This is a genomic window from Pseudomonas bijieensis (assembly GCF_013347965.1).
Taxonomy (GTDB): Bacteria; Pseudomonadota; Gammaproteobacteria; order Pseudomonadales; family Pseudomonadaceae; genus Aquipseudomonas; species Aquipseudomonas bijieensis.
In genome coordinates this window covers 1,334,699-1,347,433 of record NZ_CP048810.1, presented here as the reverse complement: position 1 = coordinate 1,347,433, position 12,735 = coordinate 1,334,699, and the positions used below count along the sequence as shown (strand labels likewise).

Genomic DNA, 12,735 nt, shown 5'->3' with positions numbered 1-12,735 from the left:
TCCATGTTCGGCGGGTGAGCCATTGAATGGCTGAATCCTAACCCAAGTCCGGGCATGACTTCTGCTCATAACAACCGTTTATAAGGCGATTTGCGTTTCAGTGGGCGTTTGAGCTTGCAGCGGCGTTTCCGGCTCGCGCGTCAGTTCGATTTGCGACTGCACCAGCACGAATTTTCCGTCGTCGAGTTTGTTGACGCGATCACCGATCGCCAACTTATAGGTAGTGACAGGCTCCTTGCCATTTCCGTCGGGCGACGGGGTCGATTCCTGGAACTCATGCACCGAATAGACGCGACCTTCGGCGTCCCGCGCATGAAATTGTCCGACAAGTACTGCTGCCATTGCTTAGAACCTCTGGAAATAGATCACTCGATTTGCGGTTCTGTAGACCCCGGTCAAGCGCGGTAAGTTTTCCTACATGAAAAAAATAGTCCAGCCGGCGGGTTTTCGTCTCTCCACTGGTCCAATTGTGATGCCGATCATCTATAACTACAGGCTCCTTTGAGCCGACAGTCGAGAAGCCTCTCATGAGTAATGTCTACACAGTGGCCGTTTTAGTGGGCAGCCTGCGCAAGGCATCGATCAACCGCAAGGTAGCACTGGCGCTGGCGGAGCTGGCACCGGCCAATCTGAAACTGAACATCGTTGAAATCGGCGAGTTGCCGCTTTATAACGAAGACATTGACGTAACGCCGCCGGCAGCCTACACCACATTCCGTCAACAGGTGGGCGCGGCTGATGCTTTGTTGTTCGTTACGCCTGAGTACAACCGCTCGGTGCCGGCACCGTTGAAAAATGCCATCGACGTCGGTTCGCGTCCCTACGGCCAGAGTTGCCTGAGTGGCAAGCCGGGTGCGGTGATCAGTGCTTCGCCGGGTGCCATCGGCGGTTTCGGTGCCAACCATCATTTGCGCCAGTCGCTGGTATTCCTCGACGTTCCCTGCATGCAGCAGCCGGAAGCCTACCTGAGCGGTGCCGGGACGGCGTTTGACGAGGCGGGCAAGCTGTCGGAGTCGGTACGGCCTTTCCTGCAAACGTTCATCAATGCCTATGGCAAGTGGGTCGAGCAACACAAGAAGGTTTGATGCCCCGAGATTTCAGGTAAACCCTGTGGCGAGGGAGCTGGCTTGTGGCGAGGGAGCTTGCTCCCGCTCGGTTGCGCAGCAACCGCTCCAGGGCCTGCTTCGCAGTCCAGCGGGAGCAAGCTCCCTCGCCACAAGTGCGCCCCCCTTCAATCCGCGCTTTACTGAATATTCGAATCTCCATATATTCGCCCTTCGCTCATCCAGGCTTTCCGTCGCCATGTCCGATTCCCACAACCCCGTCGATGTCTTCAAGGCCCTGGCCGATGACACTCGTACACGCATTGCGCTGCTGTTGGCCCGCGAAGGCGAGTTATGTGTCTGCGAGCTCACCGCCGCGCTGGGCCTGAGCCAGCCGAAGATCTCCCGGCACCTGGCGCAGCTGCGCAGCGCTGGCCTGCTCAGCGATCGGCGCCAAGGGCAATGGGTCTACTACCGTCTGCATCCGCAGTTGCCGTCCTGGGTCAGCACCTTGCTGGAGCAGGCGTTGGCCGCCAACACGGCATGGCTGATGGCCGATGTCGAGCGTTTGGTTGCCATGGTTGATCGTCCGGTGGCGCGTTGCTGCTGATTTCCTCTTTTCAAACCTTCTTTCAAGGCTGTTGCGCATGCTCATCGCGTCGTTGATTTTCCTGCTGACCATTACGCTGGTGATCTGGCAGCCCAGGGGGCTTGGCGTTGGCTGGAGCGCGACGCTCGGCGCGTTGCTGGCCCTGTTGAGCGGGGTGGTGCAGGTCGGTGACATTGCGCTGGTCTGGCAGATTATCTGGAACGCCACCGGGACCTTTGTCGCGCTGATCATCATCAGCCTGCTGCTGGACGAGGCCGGCTTCTTCGCCTGGGCGGCCTTGCATGTGGCCCGTTGGGGGAAGGGCAGTGGGCGCAAGCTGTTTGCGTTCATGGTGCTGCTGGGGGCGCTGGTGTCGGCGCTGTTTGCCAATGACGGAGCGGCGCTGATTCTGACACCCATCGTGATTTCGATGTTGCTGGCGTTGCGTTTTTCCCCGGCGGCGACCCTGGCGTTCGTGATGGGGGCTGGTTTCATTGCCGACACCGCGAGCCTGCCCTTGGTGGTGTCGAACCTGGTGAACATTGTCTCGGCGGATTTCTTCGGCATCGGTTTCAACCGCTACGCGGCGGTCATGGTGCCGGTGAACCTGGTCAGTGTGGCGGCGAGCCTGGCGATACTGCTGTGGCTGTTTCGTCGCGACATCCCGCGTGACTACGATCCGCATCAACTGGACGATCCGGCGACGGCGATCCACGACAAGGCGACGTTTTATGCCGGTTGGGTGGTGTTGGTGATCCTGTTGTTGGGCTGCTTTGCCCTGGAGCCGCTGGGGATTCCCATCAGTGCGATCTCCGCGGTCTGTGCGGCGTTGCTGCTGGCAGTCGCGGCCCGCGGTCACAAGATTTCCACCCGCAAGGCGATGAAGGAAGCGCCCTGGCAGATCGTGATTTTCTCCCTCGGTATGTACCTGGTGGTCTATGGCCTGCGCAACGCCGGGCTGACCGGCTACCTGGCCCACTGGCTCGACGGTTTCGCCGAATATGGCGTGTGGGGTGCGGCGATGGGCACCGGCGTGCTGACGGCGTTGCTCTCGTCGGTGATGAACAATTTGCCGACGGTGCTGATCGGTGCCTTGTCCATCGATGCCAGCCAGGCCACCGGGGTGGTGAAGGAGGCGATGATCTACGCCAACGTCATCGGCAGCGACCTGGGCCCGAAAATCACACCGATTGGCAGCCTGGCGACGTTGCTGTGGCTGCATGTGCTGGAGCGCAAGAATATCCGGATCGGCTGGGGGTATTACTTCAAGGTCGGGATCGTGCTTACGGTGCCGGTGTTGCTGGTGACGTTGGCGGCGTTGGCTTTGCGGTTGTCCATCTGAACCGAGTTGGCTGCATCGCGAGCAGGCTCGCTCCCACAGTGGATTGTGTTGTTTACAGCTTCGATGATCTGCACATAACCCTGTAGGAGCGAGCCTGCTCGCGATGAAGCCCTGAAAGGCGCCACAAAACTCATCCGGTACCCGGCACATCCGGCCAAAGATCGGCCACCAGGAATACCCGCTCGGCTTCCTCCCACTCGCCCTCGGCATTTTCAGTCAGGCGCACCATCAACTGCGCCGGCGCCATGGGCTCTAGGGCCATTCGCCAGGCCTCCAGTTGCGAGGTGTCCCAGGTCTGCTCCGCCGGATAGTGGGCCGGGGCCAGCCAGGCGGCGCGGGGCAGGGGTTGCCAGCGCCCTGGTGGACGTTGGTCGACGAATGCTGGCCAATCACGCTGATGCAGCCAACTGCCCCGTAAATGCCGAGGGTGCGCACCGGTTGGCGGGTCGGCCCGGCCCGGCCAGGGATAAAGCAGGTAGCCGCCGAGCCAGAGCTCGGAGCGAAACGACTCGAGGCCGGCCGGTTCAATGCCCAAGGTCGCCAAGGCCTCACGGCTTTCCGGGCGGGCCGAGATCGGCAATTGGTGTTCGCGCAGATGCGCCAGTTTACGGTCGAGCCGGTCGTGACAGCCCGGCCCGAGCCACTGCGCGGCGTCCCGGCCATTGCCGTCCTGCGGCCCGAGGTACAACTTGATGGCCAGCTCCAGGTGGTGGATGCCGTCGCGATCGCGCAGCAGCAGGTCCAGTTCGCCCAGCGTATGGCCTTCGCGCCGGATCGGCAGATTCGCGGCGATCAATTCGATGCCCGGGGCATGCTGCACGGCAAACTGCCAGAGCCTTTCGTAATACAGGCCCAGGCGTCGTGTCCGCCCTTGGGACAGGCAGTGCAGCAATGGGTAGCTGTCGCGGTCCAATTGCCGCAGCCAGTGTTCCAGTCGATGGGGATCCTGCACCCAGTCACTGCCGGCCAGGGGATGGCGCTGGGGCCAGGGCGTGTCGATGAGCATCGGCGGGGCGATGATCGCCCACGCGAGGTCGCGCACTTCGGGATGGCGTAGGCGGCGGGGCAAGTCCAGCAATTCAGGGAACAGGATCATTTTGCGAGCATAGCCTGTGGCAAGGCTTAAAGAATTTTGTCTATGGAGCGCTTTCGCCCATAATCGTGGTTTTCGCCCGCCGCAGACCCTCGCAGGAGCCTCATGGAGCAATTTCGCAATATCGGCATCATCGGTCGCCTGGGCAGTTCGCAGGTGTTGGACACCGTTCGCCGTCTCAAACGTTTCCTCCTGGAGCGGCACCTGCATGTGATCCTCGAAGATACCATCGCCGAAGTGTTGCCGGGCCATGGCCTGCAGACCTCGTCGCGCAAGATGCTCGGCGAAGTCTGCGACATGGTGATCGTGGTTGGCGGCGACGGCAGCCTGCTGGGGGCCGCCCGGGCCCTGGCGCGGCACAATATCCCGGTGCTGGGGATCAACCGCGGCAGCCTGGGGTTCCTCACCGATATCCGCCCTGACGAGCTGGAGACCAAGGTCGCCGAGGTGCTGGACGGCCATTACCTGGTGGAAAACCGCTTCCTGCTGCAAGCCGAGGTCCGCCGTCACGCCGAGGCCATCGGCCAGGGCGATGCCCTCAATGACGTGGTGCTGCACCCCGGCAAATCCACGCGCATGATCGAATTCGAACTGTACATCGACGGTCAGTTCGTCTGCAGCCAGAAGGCCGACGGCCTGATCGTCGCGACCCCGACCGGTTCCACGGCTTACGCGCTTTCAGCCGGCGGGCCGATCATGCACCCCAAGCTCGACGCTATTGTGATCGTGCCCATGTACCCCCATACCTTGTCTGGGCGACCGATTGTGGTCGATGGCAACAGTGAGCTGAAAATCGTTGTGTCCAAGGATATGCAGATCTACCCGCAAGTGTCCTGTGACGGTCAGAACCATTTCACCTGCGCGCCGGGTGACACCATCACCGTCAGCAAGAAAGCGCAGAAGCTGCGCCTGATCCATCCGCTGGATCACAATTACTACGAAGTCTGCCGGACCAAGCTCGGCTGGGGCAGTCGGTTGGGGGGTGGAGGCGACTGATGCTCGATCCTGCGCGCAGTTACGATTTGATCGGTGACGTGCACGGATGCGCCCTGACCCTGGAACACCTGCTGGACCGACTCGGTTACCACAAGCAGGGCGGGGTCTGGCGGCATCCGTCGCGCATGGCCGTGTTCCTGGGGGACATCATCGACCGTGGCCCGCGGATTCGTGAGGCGCTGCATATCGTCCATGACATGGTCGTGGCCGGTCAGGCGCTGTGCATCATGGGTAACCACGAGTTCAATGCCCTGGGCTGGAGCACACCGGCCTTGCCCGGCAGCGGCCAGCGCTACGTGCGTGAACACACACCGCGTCACGCCCGCTTGCTCCACGAGACCCTGACCCAGTTCGAGCAGCATCCCGGTGATTGGCACGACTTCCTCGAATGGTTCTATGACCTGCCGCTGTTTGTCGATGCCGGTCGGTTCCGGGTGGTGCATGCCTGTTGGGATGCGGGCCTGATCGAACCGTTGCGTGGGCTGTTCCCGGACGGTTGTGTCGACGAGCATTTCCTCCAGGCCTCGGCGCAACCGGGCAGTTTTGCCTGCACGGTGTTCGATCGTTTGCTGCGCGGCACCGATATGCGCCTGCCCCATGGCCTGACGCTGACCGGTGGCGATGGCCTGACCCGTTCGTTTTTCCGCACCAAGTTCTGGGAAGACAACCCGCAGACCTACGGCGACATCGTGTTCCAGCCCGACGCCTTGCCGGAGCCGGTGGCCCGTACGCCGCTGTCGCCGGATGAAAAAAACAACCTGTTGCGCTATGGCGCCCATGAACCCTTGCTGTTCGTCGGCCACTATTGGCGCAGCGGTAAACCCGCGCCGATTCGCCCGAACCTGGCCTGCCTGGATTACAGTGCGGTGCTCTACGGCAAACTGGTTGCTTATCGCCTGGACCAGGAAACCCGTCTGGACCCGCACAAGTTTGTCTGGGTCGATGTCGAGCGGCCGGAGGTGGTGCAGTGAGACTGTCTGTCACGCGAACGCATTTTTTGAGGAAGTGCCATGGATGATTCGACGTTCGACCAACTGGAGGCCGCGCTCCTGGCTGCCCCCGGTAACGTCGCGCTGCTGACACTGTTGCTCGACGCCAGTGTCGAGCGCAGCGAGTACGAGCGCGGGCTTGGGTTGTTGCCTGCCGATCTTGAGCAATGGAGCGATGCCCAGGCCTTGAAAATGGCCGCGGCCAGGTTATGTATCGCCGCGAGCCAGGCGCAACGGGCCCTCGGCCTGATTGAAGGCAACGAGCCTGCCGCGCGGATGCTCAGGGCGCGCGCCTTCGCAGCCCTTGAGCAGATGAAGGAAGCCCAGGTGGAATACCGTGCCGCGGTAGACGCCAACCCGGCCCTGGAAGACATGGCGCTATGGCGTCGCTTGAACGTATCCGTGACCGACTTTTCCGCTGCGCAAGGGCGTCCGCGCTTGCGCGTGATCTCCAATGACAACACCGACCAGACCGAGGTCCGGCGCCTGTTGGTGCCGGAAAAGGAAGCCCTGTCCTTCGATGATATCGGTGGCCTGGACGAGCTGAAGAAAACCATTCACAAGAAAATCATCCTGCCTTACCAGAAGCCCGGCCTGTTCCAGCGCTTTCGCAAGCGGGTCGGCGGGGGCGTGTTGCTCTATGGGCCTCCGGGATGTGGCAAGACCATGCTGGCGCGGGCCACCGCCGGGGAGTGCAAGGCGACGTTCTTCAACGTGGCCATTTCCGATGTCCTGGACATGTACATCGGCGAATCCGAGCGCAAGTTGCACGCGCTGTTCGAACAGGCCCGTGCCCAGGCTCCGGCGGTAATGTTTTTCGATGAAGTCGAGGCCTTGGGTGGCAAGCGTTCCAACACCCGGGACTCGACCTCTTCGAAGCTGGTCAGCCAGTTCCTGTCCGAGATGGACGGTTTTACCAAGGACAACCACGGCGTACTGATCCTCGCCGCGACCAACGTGCCTTGGTCGGTGGACTCGGCCTTCAGGCGCCCGGGGCGTTTTGACCGGGTGTTGTTCGTGCCGCCACCCGACCGGCCAGCCAGGGAAGCCATGCTCAAGCTGATGATGGAAGGTCGTCCGACGGCCGAGGACATCGACTTTGCCTTCCTGGCGAAAAACACCTCGGGCTTTTCCGGTGCGGACCTGGGTGAGTTGGTGGAAACCGCCGCTGACGAAGCGATCGAAGAGTCCATCAGCGGCGCGAGCGAGCAACCGATCTGCGACCGGCATTTCAAGCAGGCGCTCAAGGAAGTGCGGGCAACCACCCTGGAATGGCTGACCACGGCGCGCAACTACGCGCGCTATGCCAATGAAGGCAACCAGTACGACGAAGTGCTGGCCTTCCTCGACAAACACGGGAAGGGTCGCTGATGGCGCAGTACGGTGGTTATCGCATTGAGGACGAGCCACGTCCGGGCGCCCTGGCCAAGTGGGCCGTCTCGCCTTTCTGGCCGCTGCTGGGGCTGATGTTGGGGGGCGCCTGGCTCGGCTTGCCGTGGTTTGTCTTCAACGCCATCGCGGTGGGCAGCCCGACCCGGGTGCGTGAATGGTTGCTGGCCGGCCTTTGCCTGGTGGGCAGCCTGCTCATCGGTTTGGGATTGCTGCAATTGGTAGAGGCGGGGTACATCCAGAGCCAGGCGCAGATTCAGTACGCCTTGTTGACCTTGGTGGTGTGGAAGCTTGCCATCGGCTATCTGCTGTTCATGCAGCAGAACGCGACCATCGAGATCTACCAATACTACGGTGGCGTGCTGAACCGCTTCGGTTTGCCAGTGGTGTTGATTGGCGCGTTCGTGCTCAAGGGCATGGTCATCAAGTGGGTGCCTGCCACTCTCTGGTATCTGGTGGTGAGCTGATGAATACCGATTATCTGCTGCAACTGGCGTATCAACGCTTGCAGGCCGACCATTACGACGGTGCCATCGACGCGCTGCGCCAATTGCTGGCGAGCGATCCGGACTCGGCCGAAGCCCATGCGTTGCTGGCGGTGTGCCTGATCAATCTGCGCCGCGTGCATGCCGCCAGGCGCGAGGTGCAGTTGGCGCTGCTGGCCGATGCACAGTTGCCGCTCGCCCATTACGCTGCCGCCCAGGTTGCCATTGCCTTGCGCAAGTTCAAGCTGGCCCAGGAACACTTGACCCAGTTGCTGGATATGGAACCGCTCAATCCGGTCAACTACCGCACGCTGGCCGACCTTTACCAGTTGACCGGCCGCCTGGAACAAAGCCGCGAACCATTGGAAAAAGCCCTGGAACTGGCCCCCGACGATGCGTCCAACCTGGTGGCCATGGCCCAGTTTTATCGTGCCAGCGGCCAGTGGGGGCAAGCGCATCAGTTCGCCCGCCAGGCCTTGCAGGTCGAGCCAGGGCATACCGGGGCCGTGGTGGTACTCGGGCACTTGCTATTGCGCGAAGGTGACGTCGAGGGCGCGCGCGAGCACGCGATCTGGGCCTTGCAGGAAAACGCCAATGACCGGGCCGCGCTGCACTTGCTGACTGCCGTCAAGGCTCGCAGCAGTCTGTTTCTGGGAACATGGTGGCGATTCAACAGTTGGATGAGCGAGCGCAGCGCCAGTCGCGCCATCGTGGTGTTGTTGCTCATGTTCGTGGTCTATCGGGTGGTGGTCATCACCCTGACGGCCCAGGGCTACCCGCAGGTGGCCCAGGTGATTGATTGGCTATGGCTGGGGTTTGCCGCGTACACCTTTGCCGCGCCACAGATATTCAGGCACTCCCTGGAAAAAGAGCTGGCCCAGGTCAAGCTGTCCAGGGAATTCTAAACAGCGAGTGCCCACACGGCGGTCAGTCGTGCTTTGCCTTGGAACCCGCGACATTATTGGAGATTGCTTAACATGTCGTCTTTTGCAGAAATGATCGAGAACATCACCCCTGACATCTACCAAAGCCTGAAACTGGCGGTGGAAATCGGTAAATGGGCCGATGGCAACAAGCTCACCGCCGAGCAGCGCGAGTTGTCGCTGCAAGCGATGATCGCCTGGGAGATCCAGAACCTGCCCGAAGACGAGCGCACCGGCTACATGGGCCCGCAGGAGTGCCAGTCGAAGTCGACCACCGTCCCGAATATCCTGTTCAAGTCGGACGCCATCCATTGATCGAGATTGGCCGCGGTGCAATCAGCAAGATGTCGGCGCGCCTTGACGGGCCGACTGTTCAATACGCCTTTCGCCTGGGCGATGCCGAGGTGCCGGTCAACCCGTTGATTGGCAGCACGGTGCGCCTGGAGTTTCTCGGTGCGATCCACTGCACCCATTGCGGGCGCCGGACCAAGACCAGCTTCAGCCAGGGTTATTGCTACCCTTGCATGACCAAGCTGGCCCAGTGCGACCTGTGCATCATGAGCCCCGAACGCTGCCATTTCGAGGCGGGCACCTGCCGTGAGCCGGCCTGGGGCGAGCAGTTCTGCATGACCGATCATGTGGTCTACCTGGCGAACTCCTCGGGCGTGAAGGTCGGCATTACCCGTGCCACGCAATTGCCGACCCGCTGGCTGGACCAGGGCGCCAGCCAGGCGCTGCCGATCCTGCGGGTCGCCACGCGTCAGCAATCGGGGTTTGTCGAAGACCTGTTCCGCAGCCAGGTGGCGGACAAGACCAACTGGCGCGCATTGCTCAAGGGCGACGCCGTGGCGGTGGACCTGCCGGCGATCCGTGACTCGCTGTTCGAAAGCTGCGCCCAGGGATTGCAGGGTTTGCAGGAACGTTTTGGCTTACAGGCGATCCAGACCATAGCGGACGTCGAGCCTATCGAGATCCGTTATCCGGTGGAGCAATACCCGGCCAAGATCGTCAGTTTCAACCTGGACAAGAACCCGATTGCTGAAGGCACGCTGCTGGGGATCAAGGGCCAGTACCTGATTTTCGACACCGGCGTGATCAATATTCGTAAATACACGGCCTACCAGCTCGCCGTGCATCAGTAGAAGGACTCGACCCATGCGCACCGAACAACCGAAGATGATCTACCTGAAGGACTATCAGGCCCCCGAATACCTGATCGACGAGACGCACCTGACCTTCGAGTTGTTCGAGGACCACAGCCTGGTCCATGCGCAACTGGTGATGCGCCGCAACCCCGAGCGCGGGGCCGGGCTGCCACCGCTGGTGCTCGATGGCCAGCACCTGGAACTGGTTTCGCTCAAGCTCGATGACGCCGACCTGGGGCAGGGCGACTACCAGTTGGACGACAGTCACCTGACCCTGCAGCCCAAGGCCCAGGCCTTCACGGTCGATACTACCGTCAGGATCCACCCGGAAACCAACACCGCCCTGGAAGGCCTGTACAAATCCGGCAGCATGTTCTGCACCCAGTGCGAGGCCGAAGGTTTCCGCAAGATCACCTATTACCTCGACCGCCCGGACGTGATGAGCAAGTTCACCACCACCGTGGTGGCCGAGCAGCACAGTTATCCGGTGCTGCTGTCCAACGGCAACCCGATTGCCAGCGGTCCTGGCGAAGACGGCCGCCATTGGGCGACCTGGGAAGACCCGTTCAAGAAGCCTGCCTACCTGTTTGCCCTGGTGGCCGGTGACTTGTGGTGCGTCGAAGACACCTTCACCACCATGAGCGAGCGCACCGTGGCCCTGCGCATTTATGTCGAGCCGGAAAACATCGACAAATGCCAGCACGCCATGACCAGCCTGAAGAAGTCGATACGCTGGGACGAGGAAGTGTACGGGCGTGAATACGACCTGGACATCTTCATGATCGTTGCGGTCAACGATTTCAACATGGGCGCCATGGAGAACAAGGGCCTCAATATCTTCAACTCCAGCGCTGTGCTGGCCCGCGCCGAAACCGCCACCGATGCCGCGCACCAGCGGGTCGAGGCGATCGTCGCCCACGAATACTTCCACAACTGGTCGGGCAACCGTGTGACCTGCCGCGACTGGTTCCAGCTGTCGCTCAAGGAAGGTTTCACGGTGTTCCGCGATGCCGGGTTCTCGGCCGACATGAACTCCGCCACCGTCAAGCGTATCCAGGACGTGGCCTACCTGCGCACCCACCAGTTCGCCGAGGACGCCGGCCCCATGGCCCACCCGGTGCGTCCAGACAGCTTCATCGAGATCTCCAACTTCTACACCCTGACCGTGTACGAAAAGGGCTCGGAAGTGGTCGGCATGATCCACACCCTGCTAGGGCCTGAGGGTTTCCGCAAGGGCAGTGATCTGTATTTCGAACGCCATGATGGCCAGGCCGTGACCTGCGATGATTTCATCAAGGCCATGGAAGATGCCAATGGCGTCGACTTGACTCAGTTCAAGCGCTGGTACAGCCAGGCCGGTACGCCACGGCTGGCGGTGAGCGAGTCCTACGACGCTACGGCCAAGACTTACAGCCTGACCTTCAGCCAGAGCTGCCCGCCGACCCCGGACAAGCAGGAAAAGCTGCCGTTCGTGATTCCCGTCGAACTGGGCCTGCTCGACAGCAAGGGCGCCGAAATCCCGTTGCGCCTGGCCGGTGAAGCCGCGGCGAGCGGCACGTCCCGGGTGATCTCGGTGACCGAAGCCGAGCAGACCTTCACCTTTGTCGACATCGCCGAACAACCTTTGCCATCGTTGCTGCGTGGTTTCTCGGCACCGGTGAAACTGAGCTTCCCGTACAACCGCGACCAACTGATGTTCCTGATGCAGCACGACAGCGACGGTTTCAACCGCTGGGATGCCGGCCAGCAATTGTCGGTGCAGGTGTTGCAGGAACTGATCGCCCAGCATCAGCAGGGCACCAGCCTGTCGTTGGATCCGCGTCTGGTCAGCGCCTTGCGCACGGTGCTGTCGGACGAATCCCTGGATCAGGCCATGGTCGCGGAAATGCTCTCGCTGCCGAGTGAAGCCTATCTGACGGAAATCAGCGAAGTGGCCGACGTCGAGGCGATCCATGCCGCTCGCGAGTTCGCCCGCCAGCAATTGGCCGATAACCTGTTCGAAGCCCTGTGGCTGCGCTATGAAGCCAACCGCGACCTGTCGAAACGCACGCCATACGTGGCCGAGGCCGAGCATTTCGCCCGTCGCGCATTGCAGAACATCGCATTGTCGTACCTGATGCTTACCGACAAGCCCGAGGTGCTGAGCGCGACCCTGGAGCAGTTCGATACCGCCGATAACATGACCGAGCGTCTGACCGCGCTGGCAGTGCTGGTCAATTCGCCGTTCGAAGCCGAGAAGGCCAAGGCTCTGGAAGTGTTCGCGGAAAACTTCAAGGGCAACCCGCTGGTCATGGACCAATGGTTCAGCGTCCAGGCCGGCAGCCCGCTGCCGGGTGGCCTGGCGCGGGTCAAGGCATTGATGGAGCACTCGGCGTTCAACATCAAGAACCCGAACAAGGTGCGGGCGCTGATTGGTGCATTCGCCGGACAGAACCTGATCAACTTCCACGCCGCCGACGGTTCGGGCTATCGCTTCCTGGCGGACCTGGTGATCCAGCTCAACGGTTTCAACCCGCAGATCGCCTCGCGGCAACTGGCGCCGCTGACCCGCTGGCGCAAATACGACAGTGCCCGCCAGGCGCTGATGAAAGCCGAGCTGGAACGTATCCTGGCGTCCGGCGCGCTCTCCGCCGATGTGTTCGAGGTGGTGAGCAAGAGCCTGGCATAAACAGGCACTGCGTTACCTGTGTGGCGAGGGAGCTTGCTCCCGCTGGCCTGCGAAGCAGGCCTGATCCTGATTC

The 12,735-nt window shown here is 61.7% G+C and carries 13 protein-coding genes; 11 read left to right on the top strand and 2 right to left on the bottom strand.

Annotated features, from left to right (window positions below; translation table 11 throughout):
- Positions 1-78: 78 nt before the first annotated feature.
- On the bottom strand, positions 79-342 hold the full coding sequence (locus GN234_RS05580; protein ID WP_109756041.1) for a hypothetical protein: 264 nt from the start codon (positions 340-342) through the stop codon (positions 79-81).
- A gap of 185 nt (positions 343-527) precedes the next feature.
- On the opposite strand from GN234_RS05580, the gene GN234_RS05575 reads away from it, so the two are divergent.
- The 3 genes from GN234_RS05575 to GN234_RS05565 all read left to right on the top strand — a co-directional run bounded on the left by GN234_RS05575 (position 528) and on the right by GN234_RS05565 (position 2,974).
- Positions 528-1,085: an NADPH-dependent FMN reductase gene (locus tag GN234_RS05575; RefSeq protein WP_109756042.1), complete on the top strand. Its 558-nt coding sequence runs from the start codon at positions 528-530 to the stop codon at positions 1,083-1,085.
- Positions 1,086-1,302: 217 nt separating this feature from the next.
- Positions 1,303-1,653 carry a metalloregulator ArsR/SmtB family transcription factor gene (locus GN234_RS05570; protein ID WP_109756043.1) on the top strand — a complete coding sequence of 117 codons (351 nt, stop codon included), beginning with the start codon at positions 1,303-1,305 and terminating at the stop codon, positions 1,651-1,653.
- Positions 1,654-1,690: 37 nt separating this feature from the next.
- Positions 1,691-2,974, top strand: a complete 1,284-nt coding sequence (locus tag GN234_RS05565) for an arsenic transporter (RefSeq protein WP_109756044.1) — start codon at positions 1,691-1,693, stop codon at positions 2,972-2,974.
- A 130-nt stretch (positions 2,975-3,104) separates the two neighbouring features.
- On the opposite strand, the gene GN234_RS05560 is transcribed toward GN234_RS05565, so the two are convergent.
- Positions 3,105-4,181, bottom strand: a complete 1,077-nt coding sequence (locus GN234_RS05560; protein WP_411828783.1) for a DUF1853 family protein — start codon at positions 4,179-4,181, stop codon at positions 3,105-3,107.
- Here GN234_RS05560 and GN234_RS05555 point away from each other — a divergent pair.
- The 8 genes from GN234_RS05555 to pepN all read left to right on the top strand — a co-directional run bounded on the left by GN234_RS05555 (position 4,173) and on the right by pepN (position 12,662).
- The gene (locus GN234_RS05555; protein WP_003202709.1) at positions 4,173-5,063 is read left to right on the top strand and encodes an NAD(+) kinase; all 891 of its coding nucleotides are present in this window, start codon (positions 4,173-4,175) and stop codon (positions 5,061-5,063) included. The genes GN234_RS05560 and GN234_RS05555 overlap by 9 nt on opposite strands.
- Positions 5,060-6,034, top strand: coding sequence for a metallophosphoesterase (locus tag GN234_RS05550; protein ID WP_176689558.1), 975 nt, complete (start codon positions 5,060-5,062; stop codon positions 6,032-6,034). Before GN234_RS05555 ends, GN234_RS05550 begins: the two co-directional genes overlap by 4 nt.
- Positions 6,035-6,073: 39 nt before the next feature.
- Positions 6,074-7,423 carry an ATP-binding protein gene (locus tag GN234_RS05545; protein WP_109756047.1) on the top strand — a complete coding sequence of 450 codons (1,350 nt, stop codon included), beginning with the start codon at positions 6,074-6,076 and terminating at the stop codon, positions 7,421-7,423.
- The gene (locus GN234_RS05540; RefSeq protein ID WP_109756048.1) at positions 7,423-7,908 is read left to right on the top strand and encodes a hypothetical protein; all 486 of its coding nucleotides are present in this window, start codon (positions 7,423-7,425) and stop codon (positions 7,906-7,908) included. The genes GN234_RS05545 and GN234_RS05540 overlap by 1 nt, the downstream gene beginning before the upstream one ends.
- Positions 7,908-8,831 (top strand): tetratricopeptide repeat protein, encoded by a 924-nt coding sequence (locus GN234_RS05535; RefSeq protein WP_176688043.1) that lies wholly within the window; start codon positions 7,908-7,910, stop codon positions 8,829-8,831. Before GN234_RS05540 ends, GN234_RS05535 begins: the two co-directional genes overlap by 1 nt.
- Positions 8,832-8,903: 72 nt before the next feature.
- A complete protein-coding gene (locus GN234_RS05530; protein ID WP_109756050.1) occupies positions 8,904-9,164 on the top strand; it encodes a YeaC family protein in 261 nt (86 codons plus the stop codon).
- The gene (locus GN234_RS05525; protein ID WP_116832184.1) at positions 9,161-9,991 is read left to right on the top strand and encodes a DUF2797 domain-containing protein; all 831 of its coding nucleotides are present in this window, start codon (positions 9,161-9,163) and stop codon (positions 9,989-9,991) included. Before GN234_RS05530 ends, GN234_RS05525 begins: the two co-directional genes overlap by 4 nt.
- 13 nt (positions 9,992-10,004) lie before the next feature.
- On the top strand, positions 10,005-12,662 hold the full coding sequence (gene pepN, locus GN234_RS05520; protein ID WP_176688042.1) for an aminopeptidase N: 2,658 nt from the start codon (positions 10,005-10,007) through the stop codon (positions 12,660-12,662).
- The last annotated feature ends 73 nt before the right edge of the window (positions 12,663-12,735 follow it).

Coding starts and splice junctions, on each gene's coding strand:
- GN234_RS05580 (WP_109756041.1), bottom strand. CDS start 342: ATGGCAGCAGTACTTGTCGGACAATTTCATGCGCGGGACGCCGAAGGT.
- GN234_RS05575 (WP_109756042.1), top strand. CDS start 528: ATGAGTAATGTCTACACAGTGGCCGTTTTAGTGGGCAGCCTGCGCAAG.
- GN234_RS05570 (WP_109756043.1), top strand. CDS start 1,303: ATGTCCGATTCCCACAACCCCGTCGATGTCTTCAAGGCCCTGGCCGAT.
- GN234_RS05565 (WP_109756044.1), top strand. CDS start 1,691: ATGCTCATCGCGTCGTTGATTTTCCTGCTGACCATTACGCTGGTGATC.
- GN234_RS05555 (WP_003202709.1), top strand. CDS start 4,173: ATGGAGCAATTTCGCAATATCGGCATCATCGGTCGCCTGGGCAGTTCG.
- GN234_RS05545 (WP_109756047.1), top strand. CDS start 6,074: ATGGATGATTCGACGTTCGACCAACTGGAGGCCGCGCTCCTGGCTGCC.
- GN234_RS05540 (WP_109756048.1), top strand. CDS start 7,423: ATGGCGCAGTACGGTGGTTATCGCATTGAGGACGAGCCACGTCCGGGC.
- GN234_RS05535 (WP_176688043.1), top strand. CDS start 7,908: ATGAATACCGATTATCTGCTGCAACTGGCGTATCAACGCTTGCAGGCC.
- GN234_RS05530 (WP_109756050.1), top strand. CDS start 8,904: ATGTCGTCTTTTGCAGAAATGATCGAGAACATCACCCCTGACATCTAC.
- pepN (WP_176688042.1), top strand. CDS start 10,005: ATGCGCACCGAACAACCGAAGATGATCTACCTGAAGGACTATCAGGCC.